17 protein-coding genes and 1 pseudogene are annotated in these 18,275 nt (G+C 40.2%); 4 read left to right on the top strand and 14 right to left on the bottom strand.

The window, feature by feature from the left end:
- The first annotated feature begins 162 nt into the window (after positions 1–162).
- The gene (locus ACFVSW_RS18860; RefSeq protein ID WP_387318168.1) at positions 163–615 is read left to right on the top strand and encodes an SgcJ/EcaC family oxidoreductase; all 453 of its coding nucleotides are present in this window, start codon (positions 163–165) and stop codon (positions 613–615) included.
- Positions 616–824: 209 nt separating this feature from the next.
- Here ACFVSW_RS18860 and ACFVSW_RS18855 read toward each other — a convergent pair whose 3' ends face one another.
- Entirely contained in the window at positions 825–1,445 is a 621-nt protein-coding gene (locus ACFVSW_RS18855) for a cysteine hydrolase family protein (RefSeq protein ID WP_387318167.1), read from the bottom strand.
- Positions 1,446–1,948: 503 nt separating this feature from the next.
- Here ACFVSW_RS18855 and ACFVSW_RS18850 point away from each other — a divergent pair.
- Positions 1,949–2,113: pseudogene (locus ACFVSW_RS18850) on the top strand (excalibur calcium-binding domain-containing protein); the annotation flags it as partial.
- Positions 2,114–2,565: 452 nt separating this feature from the next.
- The gene (locus ACFVSW_RS18845) at positions 2,566–6,024 is read left to right on the top strand and encodes a bifunctional 2',3'-cyclic-nucleotide 2'-phosphodiesterase/3'-nucleotidase (protein WP_387318220.1); all 3,459 of its coding nucleotides are present in this window, start codon (positions 2,566–2,568) and stop codon (positions 6,022–6,024) included.
- A gap of 247 nt (positions 6,025–6,271) precedes the next feature.
- Here the strand turns inward: ACFVSW_RS18845 and ACFVSW_RS18840 are convergent, their stop codons facing one another.
- The 5 genes from ACFVSW_RS18840 to ACFVSW_RS18820 all read right to left on the bottom strand — a co-directional run bounded on the left by ACFVSW_RS18840 (position 6,272) and on the right by ACFVSW_RS18820 (position 9,042).
- Positions 6,272–6,745 (bottom strand): hypothetical protein, encoded by a 474-nt coding sequence (locus ACFVSW_RS18840; RefSeq protein ID WP_387318166.1) that lies wholly within the window; start codon positions 6,743–6,745, stop codon positions 6,272–6,274.
- Between the two features lie 227 nt (positions 6,746–6,972).
- The gene (locus ACFVSW_RS18835) at positions 6,973–7,419 is read right to left on the bottom strand and encodes a GyrI-like domain-containing protein (protein WP_387318165.1); all 447 of its coding nucleotides are present in this window, start codon (positions 7,417–7,419) and stop codon (positions 6,973–6,975) included.
- 306 nt (positions 7,420–7,725) lie between these two features.
- Positions 7,726–8,235 (bottom strand): DinB family protein, encoded by a 510-nt coding sequence (locus ACFVSW_RS18830; RefSeq protein WP_387318164.1) that lies wholly within the window; start codon positions 8,233–8,235, stop codon positions 7,726–7,728.
- Positions 8,236–8,445: 210 nt separating this feature from the next.
- Positions 8,446–8,652 (bottom strand): cysteine-rich CWC family protein, encoded by a 207-nt coding sequence (locus ACFVSW_RS18825; RefSeq protein WP_387318163.1) that lies wholly within the window; start codon positions 8,650–8,652, stop codon positions 8,446–8,448.
- 63 nt (positions 8,653–8,715) lie between these two features.
- The gene (locus ACFVSW_RS18820) at positions 8,716–9,042 is read right to left on the bottom strand and encodes an antibiotic biosynthesis monooxygenase family protein (RefSeq protein WP_387318162.1); all 327 of its coding nucleotides are present in this window, start codon (positions 9,040–9,042) and stop codon (positions 8,716–8,718) included.
- Positions 9,043–9,362: 320 nt separating this feature from the next.
- Here ACFVSW_RS18820 and ACFVSW_RS18815 point away from each other — a divergent pair, with 320 nt between their 5' ends.
- Complete coding sequence (locus ACFVSW_RS18815; RefSeq protein WP_387318161.1) at positions 9,363–9,782, top strand: SRPBCC family protein; 420 nt, start codon at positions 9,363–9,365, stop codon at positions 9,780–9,782.
- 210 nt (positions 9,783–9,992) lie between these two features.
- Here the strand turns inward: ACFVSW_RS18815 and ACFVSW_RS18810 are convergent, their stop codons facing one another.
- From ACFVSW_RS18810 to ACFVSW_RS18775, 8 genes are all read right to left on the bottom strand, one after another.
- Positions 9,993–10,793, bottom strand: a complete 801-nt coding sequence (locus ACFVSW_RS18810; protein WP_387318160.1) for a BtpA/SgcQ family protein — start codon at positions 10,791–10,793, stop codon at positions 9,993–9,995.
- 15 nt (positions 10,794–10,808) lie between these two features.
- Positions 10,809–11,963: an SIS domain-containing protein gene (locus ACFVSW_RS18805; protein WP_387318159.1), complete on the bottom strand. Its 1,155-nt coding sequence runs from the start codon at positions 11,961–11,963 to the stop codon at positions 10,809–10,811.
- A 17-nt stretch (positions 11,964–11,980) separates the two neighbouring features.
- Positions 11,981–12,928 (bottom strand): carbohydrate kinase family protein, encoded by a 948-nt coding sequence (locus ACFVSW_RS18800; protein WP_387318158.1) that lies wholly within the window; start codon positions 12,926–12,928, stop codon positions 11,981–11,983.
- A 16-nt stretch (positions 12,929–12,944) separates the two neighbouring features.
- Positions 12,945–13,748, bottom strand: a complete 804-nt coding sequence (locus tag ACFVSW_RS18795) for an energy-coupling factor transporter transmembrane component T family protein (RefSeq protein ID WP_387318157.1) — start codon at positions 13,746–13,748, stop codon at positions 12,945–12,947.
- A 3-nt stretch (positions 13,749–13,751) separates the two neighbouring features.
- A complete protein-coding gene (locus ACFVSW_RS18790) occupies positions 13,752–14,615 on the bottom strand; it encodes an energy-coupling factor ABC transporter ATP-binding protein (protein ID WP_387318156.1) in 864 nt (287 codons plus the stop codon).
- Positions 14,612–15,490 carry an energy-coupling factor ABC transporter ATP-binding protein gene (locus ACFVSW_RS18785; protein ID WP_387318155.1) on the bottom strand — a complete coding sequence of 293 codons (879 nt, stop codon included), beginning with the start codon at positions 15,488–15,490 and terminating at the stop codon, positions 14,612–14,614. Before ACFVSW_RS18785 ends, ACFVSW_RS18790 begins: the two co-directional genes overlap by 4 nt.
- Positions 15,491–15,585: 95 nt before the next feature.
- A complete protein-coding gene (locus tag ACFVSW_RS18780; RefSeq protein WP_387318154.1) occupies positions 15,586–16,332 on the bottom strand; it encodes a hypothetical protein in 747 nt (248 codons plus the stop codon).
- A gap of 200 nt (positions 16,333–16,532) precedes the next feature.
- Positions 16,533–18,194 (bottom strand): PucR family transcriptional regulator, encoded by a 1,662-nt coding sequence (locus tag ACFVSW_RS18775; RefSeq protein ID WP_387318153.1) that lies wholly within the window; start codon positions 18,192–18,194, stop codon positions 16,533–16,535.
- Between the last annotated feature and the right edge of the window lie 81 nt (positions 18,195–18,275).

The raw sequence follows: 18,275 nt of genomic DNA, 5'->3' as shown, positions 1-18,275 counted from the left end.
GTTAGCTAAATTTGAAGATCGCTGAGTCGGTCTTTTTTTCTTGTTGAACTAACGTGGCAGGTTAGTGCAATAAGAAAATACATAGGTACTAATATTGAATATAGATTTTTTCTATTTTAGAATCATAAGTAAATATCAGGTAATAAAGGAGTAGTGAATAATATGGAGAATAATTCTACAAAAGAAGTACAAGCAGTATATAAACAACTATTAGATGCTTGGAATAATCGAAACGCTCGTGGAATGGCAGATTTATTTACAGAAGATGGTGAAAGTATTGGTTTTGATGGAAGTCAATCAATCGGCAGGGTGGAAATATTTTCGCACCTTAATCCAATCTTTGAGCACCATCAAACGGCTCGATTTGTTAGCAAAGTAAAAGATGTAAAATTTCTAAGTTCTGACATAGTAATTGTACGAGCAATTGCTGGAATGGTACCTCCTCAAACAAATGACATTAACCCAAACGTAAACACTCATCACACTCTTATTGTTGTAAAAAAAGATGGATATTGGCGTATTCAATTATACCAAAATACTCCTGCCCAGTTTCACGGAAGACCTGAATTAGTGGAACAAATGACAGAAGAGCTTAAAGCGTTATTAATGGAGTAGTAAATAAATTCAACAAGTATGGCTGTTTCGGCAGCCTTTTTTCTTTTTACTTACTCAACTAACGCGTGCTTGAGTTTAACAAAGGACTGCTACGGAAGCTCTTCTTCCACTAAAGGGGCAGGTTAGTGGAAGAACTTTAGAATTAAACAAAAAGAGTTGCTTTTATTAGCAACCCTTTTAAGTGAACTCTTGGGACAGTGTTTTATTTCTTATAATTGAGAGATCGCCTGTTGAGTTGACCATGTAGCACTGCTGAATGCCTGATAATTTGTAACAGCTGCTTGGAAATCCTTCTCACTTATGGCGGCAGTAGCATCATAAACAACAGCTGTTTGGAAACCATTCTCGATTAAGTCTCTCATATGAGATTCTACACAAATGTTTGATAGAACACCTGCCAAAATGACCTTTTCTTTCCTATGCTGACGTAATTGGTAAACTAGATCATTTGTTTGCGGACTGGCGATCTTATGGGCGGTCGCAATAACTGTTTGGTTAGCTAAAATGTATGGCTTAAGTGAAGGAACCCAGTCCGCTCCTGCAGAAGTGTAGTCATTTTGTTTTTGAAATACTCGAAGCTTTAATAACATTTCTTGTTCAGCTCCAGTAAATTGCCAACTATAATCATGGGGATATATATAATGGGGTGATATAAAAAGTTGATATCCTTTCCTCATGGCTGTACTTATTAAAATTTCAAGGTTACCTAGTGTGTTGTAATGCTCGATAATATTTTTTGTCAAATAGTACCCTTTACCTCCGGGGGACAAAAAGTCATTTTGTGGGTCAGTTATTACAATTGCGGTATTAGCGGGATTAGGTTTAAACATTTTTTTCCTCCAATTCACATAAATAAGTATCCTGTATTTTAATTCAACTTTTGTTCTTTGATGAATATATATTGATGGATGCTTGGACACATTCTGTTTTTAATGGAGCTTTGGTATTAAAACGGTTCCCTTCAAAGATCAATCCAGGCGTAACCTAAAGTTCGTAAATATATGCAATAGAAAGTGAAAAGCTTGTTCAACTTACTGGGTGCTATAGGTACACAAGGGAGGCAGCGGAAGCTTCTTTAATTATTGAGCTAACGGTGCAGTTTAAGTACAAGCCTTCACAAATCCACACTAACGTTAACATAAATATCCAATTCCACCAGAGATTATTATTCCATTAAATGGCCCGATTGCGGAATAAAAATAGTCCTGCAATCAATACAGGACTTTTGATCAAACTTTTTTATAAATTATCGGACTTTTTCACAAACTTCGCATCTTTCTTATAAACATCGTGACTTTATTTCAAATCTCTCCCCTAAAAATCCACAAAAAAAAAGGCAATGAATAAGGTGTATAAAGGCGGCGTGGCTAGATCTTCCAAGGTGAAGAACAAAGGTAGGAAGACAAAATACAAGCCGTTTGTTTCTAAGGCACTTTATGATGCTAACCGAAAATTGGATCGCGATAAAGACGGGATTGCTTGTGAAACGGTAAGCTGAAGAACTATTAGAAGACGAAAAACTGTCTTTCATTTCTGTTATGAAAGACAGGTTTTCGTTTTTTTGCTGTGGTTATGCCCTTCATTTCTATCTGGTTGAAACTAATCTTCTTTTTCAAAAAGACTGAACTTCATTTTTAATACATTTATGCAGTATTGTATTATATCGGTATTTCTACCTGGGACTTCCTTCACTTACAGAAGAGTGGGGTTTTTTTTATGATAGGAAAGGATAACCTCAAAAAAGATAGAATTTTGTCGAAAACCGCCCACCTAATAAATGGGTGAATTATTGACTGGGGTAGTATTTTATAGGTATTACCTAGTGTTTTTTGGGGAAATCCACTTTTTTATGCAGTAAAAATATTATTTTACCAGGATGGTGAATCAGATTTGGCAAAGAAACTATTGTCAGCATTATTGGCGCTCATTTTACTAACTGCTTCCGGCTTATTGCCGCAATCAGCCAGCGCAGCTCAGCAAGGTCTGTCCCAAAAGGCAGATAAAACACCTTTAGTTGAGCTCCGATTAATGGAAACAACGGACATCCATACCAATTTGCTAAACTATGACTATTTTAAGGATGCTGAATACCCAAATGTTGGCCTGGCCAGCACCGCAGCCCTTGTGAACGAAGCCCGTGCAGAAGCGGCAAACAGCTTATTAGTAGATAACGGGGACCTCATCCAGGGGACTCCTCTAGGTACATATGTCGCAAAAATCAATCCGTTAACAAAAGGTGAAGTTCACCCTGTATTCAAAGCTATGAATCTAATGGGCTATGATATGGCGTCATTAGGAAACCATGAATTCAACTATGGACTTGATTTTCTGGAACAAGCCTATAAAGGGGCCAACTTCCCATTCGTCAATGCAAACGTCTATATCGATGACCATGACGACGATCCTGATAATGACAAAAACATGTTTACCCCTTATCGAATCATCAACAAGAAGGTAGTCGATTCCCAAGGGAAAAACCATGTCATCAAAGTCGGCTTTATCGGCTTCGTCCCGCCACAAATTAACGAGTGGGACAAAGTCCATTTAGATGGAAAAGTCATCACGAAGGATATTATTGAAACCGCTAAAAAATTCATTCCGAAAATGAGAAAAGACGGAGCTGATGTAGTCATTGCGCTGGCTCACTCCGGTTTCAGCGGCGATAAAAACAATACCGAAGACGTCATTTACTCGTTAAGTGAAGTACCAGGAATTGATGCGATTACTTTTTCGCATACCCATAAAGTTTTCCCGGCAAAAACTGAAAGTGCGCTGGATGCATTATTTAAGGGGGCAGACGGCAAGCCGCTTCCAGGTGTAGATAATGCCAAAGGAACGATCAACGATGTTCCAGCAGTACAAGCCGGTTATGGCGGCGGTTCATTAGGACTCATCGACCTTGACCTTGTAAAAATAAAAGGAAAATGGTCTGTTGCCGAATCACAATCTTCCACACGCGAAATTTACTCGCCGAAACAGGTGAAGCCGGTTCAAGCTATTGTGGATGCTGTGAAAGCAGACCATGAGGCAACAGTTAAATACGTAAATACTCCGATCGGAAAAACAACCGACGACATTCACAGCTATTTTGCCCTTGTGAAGGACGACCCGTCTATCCAAGTCGTAACAAACGCACAAAAATGGTATGTGGAGAACTACATCGCTCAAAGCAAGCCGGAATATAAGGACCTGCCAATCCTTTCTGTTGGTGCTCCATTCAAGGCTGGACGTAACGGTGTCGCTGAATACACCGAAATCCGAAAAGGGGATTTAACGATCCGCAGTGCCGGCGATTTATATTTGTATGACAATACGTTGAAAGCAATTAAAGTTAAAGGCTCAGTTGTAAAAGAATGGATTGAAATGTCAGCAGGCAAGTTCAATACCATCGACCCGAACAAAAAAGAAGAACAGCCGTTATTAAATCCAGGATTCCCTGTTTATAATTTCGACGTCATTGACGGGGTTCAATATCAAGTCGATGTGACCGTACCAGCGAAATACGATAAAGATGGGAAACTTGTGAACCCGGATTCCAGCCGTGTCGTGAACTTAACGTATAACGGTCAGCCGGTTGATCCAGACCAAGACTTTATCGTTGTCACGAACAACTACCGCGCTGGAGGCGGCGGGAACTTCCCAGGTGTTAAAGGCAGTGAAATGGTTGTTGATTCTGCCGATGAAAACCGTCAAATTTTAATGGATTATATTGCTGAATTGAAAGAAATCACACCTACTGCGGACCAAAACTGGTCGATTGCTCCAATCGCCGGCGATGTGAACGTCACGTTTACTACGTCCCCAGAAGCTGAAAAATTTATTAAAGAAGGCAGCAACATTTCTTACACAGGAAAAACCGACAGCGCCGGCTTTGGTATTTTCAAACTAAACCTCAGCGCTCACCCTGTGAAGGTTAAGCTTCTTGGCTTAAATGATTTGCACGGCCAGCTAGATACGGTTACAAATGTAAACGGCCGGCCCGCTGGAAGTATGGAATATACGGCCGCAGCTATGAAGCAGCGGAAAGAAGAAAACGAAAACACCCTTCTTGTTCATGCTGGTGATATGATTGGTGGAAGTCCACTCATCTCCGCCCTTTTTCATGATGAGCCAACCGTGGAAGTCATGAATGAAATGGGCTTTGATGTCGGCACCCTTGGAAACCATGAGTTTGACAAAGGGATCGATGAGCTGCGCCGGATGATTCACGGCGGCGAGCACCCGGATGGAAAAGGAACAAAGGGCTATGACGGCATGGACTTCCCTGTTGTCGCAGCCAATGCTTTTGATCAATCAACAGGTAAATTAATCACCGAACCTTATGTGGTGAAAGAAGTAGGCGGCGTCAAAATTGGTTTTATCGGGGTGGTTACGCAGGAAACCCCACTGATGATTGTGAAAAAAGGAAATGAAAACCTTCAGATTACTGATGAAGTAGAAGCAATTAACAAATATACGGAAGAACTAAAAGCCCAAGGCATTCGAGCGATTATTGTTCTGGCGCATAATCCAGCCATTCAATCCGGCTACACAGATAGGTTTGATGCTTCCAGGATTGCGGAAAATGTGGATGACGAAGTAGATGTCATCTTTGCAGCTCATAACCATGTGTATACAAATAAAGTAGTAAAAAACAAGTTAATCGTCCAAGCGTACTCATACGGCTCTGCTTTTTCTGATGTGGATTTAGAAGTGGATCCAGTAACAGGTGATATCATTAAAAAGGAAGCAGAGATTGTGACTGTCTTTCAGGACGAATATATTCCTGATTCTGCCGTTTCGGACATTATGAACAAGTATGAAAATTTAGTGGCCCCATTGAAAGCGGAGATTATGGGTGAGTCTGCAACTTCGTTAAATAAGGAGTATCCTTCAGCTGCCAGCGAGTTTGGCGACACGGGTCTTGGAAATTTAATTGCCGATGGCATGAAGGCAGCCATGAATGCTGACTTTGCGTTAATGAACGGCGGCGGAGTCCGTGCAGATATTGCTGCAGGCAACGTCACATTCGGTGATTTGTTTTCTATCCAGCCATTCGCAAATATCTTAAATAAAGTGAACCTAAGCGGTGCGGATTTAAGAGACGTATTGAACAATCAAATTACAGAACGCGGTCTTGACTTCCATATTGCTGGTTTCAAATACACGTACACGTATGACTCTGAGGCGAAAACCGGAAAAGTAGTAGACCTATTCTTACCGGATGGAAGCAAAATCGACTCAGAAAAAGAATATTCCGTTGTGGTGAATAACTACATGTACGGAAACGAAAAATACGGCATCGGCCCTCGGGCAACAAACTTAGAAATTGGACCAGAAGACCTCCAAGCTACGGTAGAATTTGTTAAATCATTACCTCGACCATTCGAATACAAATTGGAAGGCCGGATTATGAAAGTAACACCTTAATGATGGTTATAGTGGATATAGTGATCATGGTGTCAGGCACCACTCTTGGACAAATGTACACCTCAGGTGGACACTCACTCTAAATATGATAAAAAACGCCCTTCCTTTGGTGTAAATGGAAGGGCGCTATTTTTTAAAGTATTTAATTTTTTTATAAAGGCTGCTTTAACAATAAAGTTGTTTAATATCTAAGTTTTATTCCACAATCGAGCCCGATTGTGGAAGATTAACAATAGTGTTAACAGAACTATTTAAGTATTTCTGATTCAGTTTTTTTTCTTAACTCAAACAATAACTGTGTAGCATATAATATGATTGCTTCTATAATAAATAAAAGCAATAGTTGATATTTTTTTAGCCGAACTAGGGACCAATATCCATTACGTTTGCACCAATCCATTAATACATATACGAATAATAAATGAATACTTAAATTAAATATTGAATATTTTAGAATATTACCAAATCCCAGTCTCAACATCCACAATGAACCAACAATGTAAGGTCCTACAATTAATGGTGCTTCGCCCATAATACTAGGATGAGGTCTTTTATAAATCCACCACCATACTTTTTTACGAGCCAATAGACTTTCTCCAATTAATAGAAGCCCCATAAAGATTGAAGCAGGTAAAAATCTTTTTATTGATTGTTTACCCAATAAGGGAATAGAAATCCAAGGAATTAGAGCTATACCTAATAAATACATTTTGGTTTTCATCTTATGACTCCTTTTTCTTTTTAAAGTCTCCATTTGAATATTATTTTACTCCTTTATTTATTTTTATAATTATCTATTATTGAATTTCTTTATTCACAAAATTGCCCCTAACATAAAAAAAGAGCACAATTCTTGCTTCGGAATTGCGCCCGATTTTAAGAATTGAACCCGTTGAATAAGATAATAGCCGCCATAAGTTTGCCCCCTGGGTTTAAATCAACTGGATCTTAAATATGGATCGGTAAATAAATCTCTACTTCTTCCTCTCCATTCTCAATTGGATGATAGGTCTCAACAATATGAGATTCTAAATCCCTTTTATAACCTTGATCATCTGCCCATTTTAATAATTGGTTATGTAGGTTATCGATATTATGTATTTTTCCCCTAGTCGTGACATAGGCTTGAGCAGCTTCGATATAATCCATCCCAACTGGAACTTCTTTTAGAGCCTCATTAACCATTAATCCTACATAAAAGTGACCTTCTAGATGGTTTTCATCCTTTTTAGGTTCGAAAAGAGCTATTTCAGTACCCGAATGATGTTCAACTTCGTCTAAACGAGATAGAAATTGCTGGGCAAGTTTTGGAACTTCGGCACCAAAATTAGCAAAAGCTCCTCCGCCTTTTATGCCTACAACTCTAAAGCTTTTTTTAACCTTTTTGCAATCCACGATTATCCCCCCAAAAGAATCTTATAACCACTCTATTCCAATTCTCTTCCAACAAATTGAATTCCTTCTTATGCAATCTTTTTTTTAAAACTGACCGTAAGTCGGATAAGAAAAGGCTGCATTTTTAGCAGACTGATCTCATTTGCTCAATAAAAAGAGCTGCCACAATGACAGCTCCAATTTTAAAACTCTCCTCTGTTAGTTAAAGGAAGGTAAATATTATTTATTTAACATTTGGTTTGGAGGGTTAATTTGTGTAGTCGTCTTTACTTATACAACAATCCGATTATACCCATAAGTTTAGTGCTACACATCTAAAAGTAATTTTATCTCTTTAATTTGTTCTATGTGTCGCTGTTCATGTAAATAAATCTGTTCAATCCATTGATCAAGCCGTAATTCACCCAGAGCAGGATGCTTCACTGATTTTTCCGCCAATATCGATTGATCTTCTATTGTACTAAGAAAAGTTATCAATTTTTTTCTCGAATCGTTTAACAAATTAATTATTTGCTGCACTTCAAATGGTTCTACACCTGGTTCAACCATCTTTGGAGCTTTAAACTTTTTCGTTCTATCCAATATGAAATGCTGAACGTTTTTACGTTCCTTTTGAGTACGATCACTCTCTTTTAATCCCCATGCAATCGCCTTTATAGATGCCTCTTCCACTAAAACTAAATGATGACAAACTTGTGCTATACTCCACTTACCCGTATCAGGTTTACTATTAAATTGTGCATCACTTAATAAAGTAATCTCCTTCACAAGGTTATTTCTCGTTTCATACAGATTGTCATTTACTACGTTATTCATGTAATTTCTCCCTTCACCTGAAAGTGCGTACTTAGATTCCTATTCTGTATATATTCTCTACGATGAAAAGTATTCTCCTGAGTTTTCATTTACATTATAAGTTTAATAGCTTATTGAGCTTCTTCAATTAGAATGATCCGGTCTCTAGTTGAAGGAGATAGAATGGTACTGCCAACGGTTCGTGCCATTCTTTAGCCAATCCTTGGACGCCTACCTATTTTTGTTTATTTTCTGCTCTTCCTTATATTTATTTAAACAATTTTTACATATACAATGTTTTCTTCGACTTTCTAGAGGAACTAATTCAAAGATTCCATTAGGAAATTCTTCTATGGAACACCAGCAGTTATTCAGTTCTCCCGCACCTGTCATACATTCGTTTTCTTTTCCACATATAGGACAATTTTTATTGGACAATTAAACCCCTCCTTCATTCACCACAATATGGATAGTAGTTCCCCTTATACGTATATATTTTGGCTACATTTCAAAGAATTTGTCTCGCTCCACTTTGCACACTCTAAGAGAAAAATTTTTGTACCATTCGGTTTTCCCTCTATCTTGGGCTACTCGATGGGCTGAATTTTCCTTCCAGTCTTTTATCGCTTCTAAAGAATCCCAATAGGAAACTGTAATTCCTAACCCTTCATCACGAGCACTTTCTACACCTAAGAATCCCTTCTGCTGGGAAGCTAACTCTACCATTTTGTCCGCCATTATTCCGTACCCCTTGTCCCCCTCCGTTCTCTGTGAAACAAAAATTACTGCGTAATAAGGTGGTTCAGGAGTTATGACAATTCCACCCATATTTAGTTCCCCCTATTAAAATTTTAACGTTGTAATAATATTAGTAATTTTAGCATAATTTATCTTCTCCTTGTGCAACAAGCCTACCTTGAACATGGAAAAAGCGATCCTTCCGTTTGTTGAATAAGAAAAAAGCCAGCATAAGTTTTGCAGCTTAGGCAAGTTACAAGGTTAGTGATAACAAGGAAACGAATGACAAGGACGGTAAAAGGAGACAATGAAGAAGTAGCGTAACTCTTCGAAATCATCTAAAATATAGTCAGGCATCTATTGAGGAAATCGCTTAAAAAAATTTGCTATTAAGAGAGGCGGAAAATCAAATGGAAACATCTAACAAAGTAACTGTAGAAGCAACAGTTCAAGCACCAGTAGAAAAGGTATGGGAATATTGGACAGAGCCAACTCATATAAAAAAATGGAACAGCGCTTCAGATGACTGGCACACACCAATTGCTGAGAATGATTTAAGAGCAGGCGGGAAATTCCACTCAAGAATGGAAGCCAAAGATGGCAGTTTTGGGTTCGATTTTGGCGGAACTTATGATGAAGTAAAATTACATGAGGTTATTGCTTATACATTGGGTGATGGAAGAAAAGTTAATATCACTTTTAAAGGTCAAGACAACCAAACCGAAGTAATTGAAACATTTGATGCTGAAACTACGAATCCAATCGAGTTCCAACAACAAGGATGGCAGGCGATCCTAGATAATTTCAAAAAATACGCAGAATCTATTTAAAAAAGCAAAGAAGAGATGCTCATGTTATCATTTTATTAGGCACCAAAAATAAAATAGTGGCATGAATCTGTGGCATTGATTATTCAATAACCACGGATTCTGCCATTTTTTATTTTTATGATTTTCGTAAGAAATCTTGGTGTCAGGCACGGGAACCGGCATCGAAACTAGCACGGGGGAACCAGGGACGCGGTGCCTGTCACCCAATCCCTACCCCTGTAGCGAACTGGGACAAGGTTCCTGTTCCCAAGCATTCATAAAGGTTGCCAGACGCCCGGGATCAAGTGGATTTGTCATGACACCTTCTTTTTTTAGGTAGCTGCCGATGATTACTCCATCACAAACTTCGAGGACTGTTGCGATATTTTCCGGTGTTGCTGAACCGCCGAGTAACACCTTTGCAGCCGGCAGGGCGCTTTTGACCCGCTTTATCCATTCAATGGATTCATCAAATGTTTTACCGGTAATAATGAGGCGGTCCAGTTTGCCTTTACTGACTCCTTGTTGGCTCGCTTCTTCTAACGTCATGGTTCCTAACGGGACACCAGAGCGGTCGTAGATGTCGGCCCACAGTTCAACAGAGGAACCAATTCGTTTTTTCATTTCTAATACTTCTTCAATACAGCCTTCTGTAATGCCTTCAGAACTAATCATCGCCCCGATGTACACCTTAAGTCGAACGTAATCGGCCCCGATTGCATCTGCTACGGCAACGCTGCCGGCACCTTCATTTTTCAAAATGCTAATTCCGATTTTGCATTGGTCACCGACCGCATCCTTTACGGCACGCCCAATGTTTGTCATGTAGGCAATAATTTCATGACCGACCTCCCGCTTGCTCGGAAGGTCATTGACGTTTTGAATCATAATGGAATTGATACCGGCCTCTTTTAATTGAATGGCTTCCTCCACAGCTTGCCGTTCAATTTCCTTTAAAGATTCCCCATTATATTCATATGTCCCTGGCAGCGGCCGTAAAGCAATCATGGCGACTAATTCTTTTTCGCTCATTCCCTTTCTTCCTTCCTATTGCTCCAGCTTTTCCATAGAGACAATGTTGGATTTAAAGATCTGTCTAAAGTTTTCAGCTTTCTTCCATGGCTTTTCATCAAAGTCCATTGGATTTTTATCCAAGGCTTTGGCCATCAAAAACGAAAGGATTTCTAATGGAACGGCATAAACAAACGGTGTGAATTCTTCACGAATCGATTCACCCTTAATCGTCCAGACAAAATTCGCATATTTCTTAACTTCCTCGTCGTCTTCCTCTGCGATCACGATGACCTTTCCATCGACAACCTTCACTGCCTGCATCACTTCAAGTGCACGGTCATAGGCCCTTCCTTTTGGTAAAATAAAAATCACATGCGAACCCTTATGTGTCACAAAGTATTGACTGTGCGCCCACTCCTCAATCCCTTGTGGAATACTTTCAAATCCTGCTGCTTCTAATAGTTTCATTGTTCCAAATTGAGCGGTGGCGTAGTTTGGTCCGCTTCCGAGCACATGGTAAATCGAGACTTCCTTCCCTGGTCCAACATATTCATTGACATATTTCGAAATCTGGTCAAAGTTATTTTCTACCGTGTCACGCATGATAGTTCCAACTTTACCTAGATAAGCCAAGGCTTCTTCCTTCCCAGCCTCTGAAATTCTTCCCAGTTCCTCCGCAAGCACAAATCCAAAAATAGCTAACGATACCATGGAACCGGCATAAGACCGAGTTCCAGGGACTAATCCAACGACCGGCGGAATTTTTATTTCAATAATATCCCGCGACATTTGCGCTAGCGGTGATTGCTTATTACTGGTTATCCCTAATGCCAGGGCACCCATTTCCTTGGCACGAAGCGCACATTCAACTGTCCGTGCCACCATTCCAGAGTTGGACACAGCCAGAACCACACTATTTTCGTCACAGGTTTCATAGGCATAGCGAGAAAATTCCAGTGCTTGATAGACTTCAACGGAAATTCCAAGATATTTATAGAGAAGTTGTTGGCAGGCAATGCCGGCATAGTAGGAATCTCCACAGCCGACAATAAAGATCTTATTTGTTTTTTTCAAAGAAGGGTATTTCGCTACCAAATCTTTTACTTGCTGCTCAATATCCTTCGCTCCCTGCGTTAACAGATCGGCTTGCTCTTTCACTTCTTCAAACATATGTGTAATTCTAGACATGTAAATCCCTCCATTTTTTATATAAAATTTTTTAATAATCTTAGCTTGGAAAGTCTATCTAAAATTTGCTTTTCCCCTATTTCAAACATATGTAAGGGACCAAAATCCTCAATGACAAAGGATGCGGAAACAGTCCCGTACAAAGTAGCAGTCATCGTATCAGATGTCTGAATATATCCACTTAGAAATCCTCCACAGAAGGCATCCCCTCCGCCTGTTACATCGACAACCTTTTCTGCCGTCGAAGGAACTTCGAAAAAACGATCATTAACAGAATGATAGACAAGGACTCCTTTTTCCCCTAGTTTTAAGACCACAATTCCAGGACCCATTTCTGCGGTTTTTCGAATCCATTCTTTATACCTTTCAGGATCATTCTCTTTGGCAATCCCCCAAAAAGTAATAAATTCATCCTCACTTGGTAAAAAGATATCGACTCTTTCTAACAACCGTTTCCATCGGTCACGGTATTCCGGCTCCAGCCATTCATGGTGCGGGTCAAGCGTAATCAGCGATTGGAGCATGGATAATTTTTCAACAATCTCTTCCTGGCATGGAAGCGGCAGCGGGGCAATATGGAATGCTTTTGCACTTTGAAGGTATGACATTGGAATTTCACTCGAAACAGGGGCCATGTCTAAATAATTGCCCCCTCCCTGTTGCGGGATAAAATAACGATGACCATCCCGATCATAGAGGGCCCAAATATGGATGTTGGGCTGATCATTTCGGGAAATCCCGGTCGTATCGATACCGAAACTCTCTAATTGCTTGAGATACGAGGGGCTGTAATCATGGCCGATTCGAGATACCAAGCCAACACGATTGGACCATAGATTTGCCCCTGCAGCACTATATAAAGCAGCACCTCCCAGTGAATCGTAATTCGTTTTCCCACTGGGCAATACCGTATCATCTAACGTCAAGTGGCCAATAAAAACTAGATCGACTGCCTTGTCATCCAAGGAGATCCCTCCTTTTTTACAAATATCCTTGAAGTAATATCCCAAATCCCAATATTCTTGAGATCACGGCAAGAACTACAGCGACAAGTGCGGCCACAATCAAGAGGATATCGAGCCTGGTAATTTCAATTCTGGTAATACTGCTCCGGCCATTTCGAGCACCAAACCCACGGCAGTCCATTGCCACTGCTAAGGTGCTGGTTAAATCGAGAACCCTCAGCATCAAAGGACCAATAACGCCAACATACTTAATGGACCTTTTAAATGAATTTCCTTGGTCCAAATTCAACCCACGTGTCCGTTGTGCTTCTGTAATCGTTAGCCGTTCCGCATTGATGAGCGGAACAAAGCGAATCGCAACTGAAAGCGCCATTCCTGCTTTATATGGGATCCCCATTTTTAATAGACCCATCATCATTTTTTGAGGAGATGTGCTCATCATCACGATGGAGGCGGTCGTTACCATGAGCGCCACACGGAGACCCATCGCAAAGCCAAACAATAAGCCCGTCGTGGTAATAGTAGACCCAAAAACGGTCACTACTGGTGTTCCTTGCGAAATATAAAAGGGCCAAATTAATACCCCTAATACTAAAAACCAAATCGACGCTAGTAAAAAAGGTTTTAAGGTTTTTAAATCTAATTTTGATGAAAGCCCGACAGCAATGACCGCAATCACGAGAATCCCAAGCGGGAGCGGGTGATTAAATAGCAAACTGACAGCAAAAATAGTGGCAAGCCATAGAAATTTCGTTCGCGGATCAATTTCGCGATGGAGCTTGGAGTCCTTCTCAACATAAATGCTATAGCCGACTGCCATACGTCACCCCACTCCTTTCGTTTTTTGTTCAACACTACTCGTTAGCTTGACGACATGGTCAAACATTTCATTTACCGTCAAACAATCCTTCTGTATCCCAAATGCGGATAACTCATGGGCAAGCCGCATAATTTGCGGCTGCTTTACAAATGTCCGCTCTAATACTTCCTTATTATTGAGAACGGTTCTTGTATCGCCATTGGCAATGATTTCACCCTGCGCCATCACGATCGTTTGCGGAACATATTTAGCCACCATTTCGATATCATGGGTCACAACCATAATCGTATGCCCCAATTCATTCCACCTTGTCAAAAAGTTCATGATATGCTCCATTCCTTTTGTGTCAAGTCCCGTGGTTGGTTCATCGACAATGAGAATAGGAGAACCCATCGAAATAACAGAGGCAATCGCCAGTCGTTGTCTTTCCCCGCGTCCCAATGTGAATGGGTATTGGTCTTTCTTCTCAGCAAGCTTGGTAACCTCCAAGGCTTCCATCACACTGTCTTTCAATTTTTGCTGGGAAAAACCGAGGTTTTTCGGACCATAGGCGACCTCATCATAGACAGTCCGGCAAAACAACTGATGATCGGGATTCTGATAGCAATAGCCCACCAATTGAATGATTTCATTCGTTTTCATTTGCTTCGTATTTTTCCCATTGATCAGCACCTTGCCGTCTATCGGTAAATGAAGCCCATTAAAATGTTTGGTCAGAGTCGTTTTCCCTGCTCCATTTTGGCCGATAATGGCAATAAAATCACCTTGATTGATGGTCAGATTCACCTTGTTCAAGATATTCTTGTTCGAGCTTGGATATTTATAAACTAAATCGGTTACCTGTAGTTGAGGACCTTGAGCATTCATGTATAACACCTGCCTTGCACTAACATTTGAATGGTCTGCGAGATCTCCTGTTCATAAGGTGAAATTTGCTCATCACGGATATAACCGCCATCTGACAACATATAGGACAATTGAACCGTCTGCGGAATCGGGACTTCACCGCGATTCTCTCCCCAAAAAATATCTTTATTTTTGAAAATATTCTTTGGATGATCATCGGCTAGAATTAATCCACCTTTCATTACGACAATCCGGTCGCAAATTCCGATTAATTCCTCTACGGTTTGTTCGACGACAATGACGGTAATGTCTTTTTCTTCCTTCAGGCGTTTAATGGTGGCAAATACCTCTTCCCGGCCAATCGGATCAAGCTCTGATGTTGGTTCATCAAGTATCAGCAGCTCTGGCTCCGTCATTAATGCCCCGGCAATCGACAAGCGCTGCTTCTGACCACCTGACAGGCTATAGGTCTCCGTTTCCGCCAATCCATCAAGGCGAACCCTTTTCAGATTCTCAGGAATGATATCTAAAATTTTTTCAACAGGCCATTGAAAGTTTTCCGGTCCAAAAGCCAAATCCTCTTGAACCGTCAACCCAATGATTTGCCCCTCTGGATCCTGCATGACCATGCCCACTTTTTCTGCAATTTGATCGGGAGAATGTTTTTTCATATCCATATTGAATACGTCAATCTTCCCGCCAATTTTTCCGTTTATAGTGTGTGGAATCAGCCCTTTAATACAAGAAACCAGCGTGGTTTTCCCAGCCCCTGAAGGACCAATAATGCCAATGAATTCTCCCCGTTTAACTTGAAGGTCGATCCCTTTCAAGACTAATTCCTTACTCGACATATATTTAAATCTAAGATTCTGGATATCTACAATTGTTTCGTTCAAGGTGCCCTCCCCTTTTATCCATATTTACAATCAGCACTGATGTCAAACAGTACAGCACTGCGGCTGCGTTACCTATAGGGAGCTTTTATCCCTATTTACAATTCAGCACTGATTTCATCCGCATCTAAATCCTGATTGGCCTGATATCGATCCTTCCAATAAAGTCCGCGATTCTTTACAATCGGATAGAGAATTGGAACGAGGATTGCGGATACCACAGCCGCTGTAAGCATATGATTGATTAAAATACTGGATGTAACCCCTGCCCAAGCAACGGCTGGCGGGACTACATGTGTTAAATCTAAAAATCCCGGAATAATGATTGCGTGGATAATCGGTCCAATAATAATTGCCCAGAGATAGTAGCTGGCAACATTCGTAAACTTTTTGAAATTTGCCCCTCTTACCATCTTATAAGCCAACCAAGTGACATACGTATGACTCAGCCATCCAGCTAAAGAACCGACCGTTAATGAGCCGGAAATGGCATCCCCGATTGGCATCGAGAATGTCACACCAATTGCACCCGGTAACCCTAAGAGGATCGACAGTATTGGTGCGAGCGCAAGTGTTGGATTAAAACCGCCAATTCCCGGTATGAACTGAAATTGAACAGGACGTCCGACAATATAAACGGCGGCGCTAATGGCAATAATAGCGATGGTTGTGGCATTCCATTTCACATTGTTCTTCACAATCCCTTTTCGTGAAATCGTATGACCAGAAAACTCAATAATCCAAATGATAGCTGCTAACACCATGCCAATGACTGCCAATGAGATAAACAACGTGTGCGTAAAGCCGTTTGCCGTAATGAGATCTCCTAACCACTTAAGCGACATTACAAAAACCCTCCCCTATGATTTTGTTTTTTTCAAACCTATCAATGAAAGCGCTGCCATCTTGGGTGTAAAATAAAACATTAACTAGTGAATTTTTCATAAATTCAGTTAATTAATGTTATATCCTCATCTTATGGCATTTTTTATTTGTCCACAATTGAAAGATTTCATAATCTTATCAAGGTCTATTTGTAGAAATATCACAAATGCGCGGCAACAAACTTTTTATAGATGTCGGAGTTACTAAGCTTCAGCGCGAGGTGCAGGTATAAGCGATTCTCCTCATCCTCTAAATTCATTTGGGTAATCTGTTGAATTCGTTCGATTCTATAGGAAATGGTATTGTAATGGGTATAAAGAAATTTAGCTATTCTGCTCATATTCCCATTACATTGAAAATACGCTTCTAGTGTTTTCATTAGCTCCGTATTATTTTTCGAATCATATTCGATGAGCGGAGAGATTAATTCGGAGATAAATTGTTGTGTTTCCACTTGGCTGGAATGAATAAATAGTCGGAATAAACCTAAATCATCAAAATGGATGACCTTTTGCTGATTGTTAAAGCTCCGCGACATGTTAATGGACTTTTTCGCTTCGTCATAGGTAGAAGGTAATTCGGTTAACTTTTCACGCGGGCGGCCAATGCCGATCGTGCATGTATATTTCGTTTGCTTGGCTAATTGGTCACAAATTAGTTGTGCAAGTTGTTTTAAGGATTCCAAATCATTTTCCAATGATGGATGTTGTTCGATTAAAATGATCATGGTTTCCCCTTTATCGCCAATAATCGACTTGAGGTGATGATTCTTCAGTGTCTTTTCTATCGTAAAACGAATGACGCTTTTTAGATGGGCGGCCGTATAGATTCCGTCTGTGTCCATTGTTTTTACTTTTTCAAATTGGTCGATCTCCAATACTAGCATATTCTTGTACGATTCCAGCTTTAATCCTAGGATTCTTGCCCGTTCCAATAATACAGTGCTAGAATGAATCCGCTCCTGCATCCATTGGAAGAGAAATTCATTTTTATGCCTTATTTCCATTTCTCTCACAAGCATCTGATTCATAATATTAATCGATGCCACAGCAGCAGAGCTTTCAATGATGGCAATATCTAAGGCATTAAGCTTATGTCCTACCTCTAACACACAAATCGTCCCATAATGGTAATCCTTAATAATAATCGGTACGTGCTTCACCTGAAAGGAACGCCCGCCAACAATCATGTGATCATCTTTATTTTTTAATAGAGTTGAAACATCACGGCTTGTCCAGGACGACTTTGGATAAGAGCCCAATATCGCATCATCAGAACCGACAATTGCCACTGGGTTTTGGATAATCTGATAGAGTGTACGGCAAATCTCATTAATACCGCCGCCATTCAATACAGCCTGCATCAACTTTTGATGGGCATCCTCTACTGTTTTATAATTTTTACCCTCCTCGAGCGAAAAGAAGGAATAAATGGCATCGATGACAGTTGTATGTGTGAAGTTTTCCGGCATTTCCAAAAGGGGAAAATCCAATCGATTGGCTTCATCAATCATCGTTTGAATTTCTTTAATGACATATCCCTTTGATAATTTAATCATTAATCCGGCCAAGTTCTTCTCAACTAGTTTCGGAATAAGTCTTCTTTGCGTCTGATAATCATCCTTAATCCCGTACGCGGTCGTCATAAGGAATTGTCCTTCTTGAACAAATGGAAAAATATTTGGTTCCTCCATAATATCAATACTCCTGATCATCCGGTCCAACCCCGACTCTCCACCCAACACATTAACCCCAGACAAAGCCGGTAAGGACAAGGCTTGCCTTACAGAGACTCCCTTTTCTTTCTTTGTATATTGCTGCATACCCTTCCTCCCTTTTTGTAAAAAATAAGAATCCCCTCCGTTGTAACAGATGCAATTTGCTTGTTAGCTTCTGTCTACAAT

Source organism: Neobacillus sp. NPDC058068 (assembly GCF_042885335.1).
Taxonomy (GTDB): domain Bacteria; phylum Bacillota; class Bacilli; order Bacillales; family Cytobacillaceae; genus Neobacillus.
Note: the sequence above shows the minus strand (reverse complement) of the source record. Positions and strands in the feature narration are given on the sequence as shown.

Excerpts from the sequence above, each read along its gene's own strand:
- ACFVSW_RS18860 (WP_387318168.1), top strand. The coding sequence starts at position 163 with ATGGAGAATAATTCTACAAAAGAAGTACAAGCAGTATATAAACAACTA.
- ACFVSW_RS18855 (WP_387318167.1), bottom strand. The coding sequence starts at position 1,445 with ATGTTTAAACCTAATCCCGCTAATACCGCAATTGTAATAACTGACCCA.
- ACFVSW_RS18840 (WP_387318166.1), bottom strand. The coding sequence starts at position 6,745 with ATGAAAACCAAAATGTATTTATTAGGTATAGCTCTAATTCCTTGGATT.
- ACFVSW_RS18830 (WP_387318164.1), bottom strand. The coding sequence starts at position 8,235 with ATGAATAACGTAGTAAATGACAATCTGTATGAAACGAGAAATAACCTT.
- ACFVSW_RS18820 (WP_387318162.1), bottom strand. The coding sequence starts at position 9,042 with ATGGGTGGAATTGTCATAACTCCTGAACCACCTTATTACGCAGTAATT.
- ACFVSW_RS18815 (WP_387318161.1), top strand. The coding sequence starts at position 9,363 with ATGGAAACATCTAACAAAGTAACTGTAGAAGCAACAGTTCAAGCACCA.
- ACFVSW_RS18810 (WP_387318160.1), bottom strand. The coding sequence starts at position 10,793 with ATGAGCGAAAAAGAATTAGTCGCCATGATTGCTTTACGGCCGCTGCCA.
- ACFVSW_RS18805 (WP_387318159.1), bottom strand. The coding sequence starts at position 11,963 with ATGTCTAGAATTACACATATGTTTGAAGAAGTGAAAGAGCAAGCCGAT.
- ACFVSW_RS18795 (WP_387318157.1), bottom strand. The coding sequence starts at position 13,748 with ATGGCAGTCGGCTATAGCATTTATGTTGAGAAGGACTCCAAGCTCCAT.
- ACFVSW_RS18790 (WP_387318156.1), bottom strand. The coding sequence starts at position 14,615 with ATGAATGCTCAAGGTCCTCAACTACAGGTAACCGATTTAGTTTATAAA.
- ACFVSW_RS18780 (WP_387318154.1), bottom strand. The coding sequence starts at position 16,332 with ATGTCGCTTAAGTGGTTAGGAGATCTCATTACGGCAAACGGCTTTACG.
- ACFVSW_RS18775 (WP_387318153.1), bottom strand. The coding sequence starts at position 18,194 with ATGCAGCAATATACAAAGAAAGAAAAGGGAGTCTCTGTAAGGCAAGCC.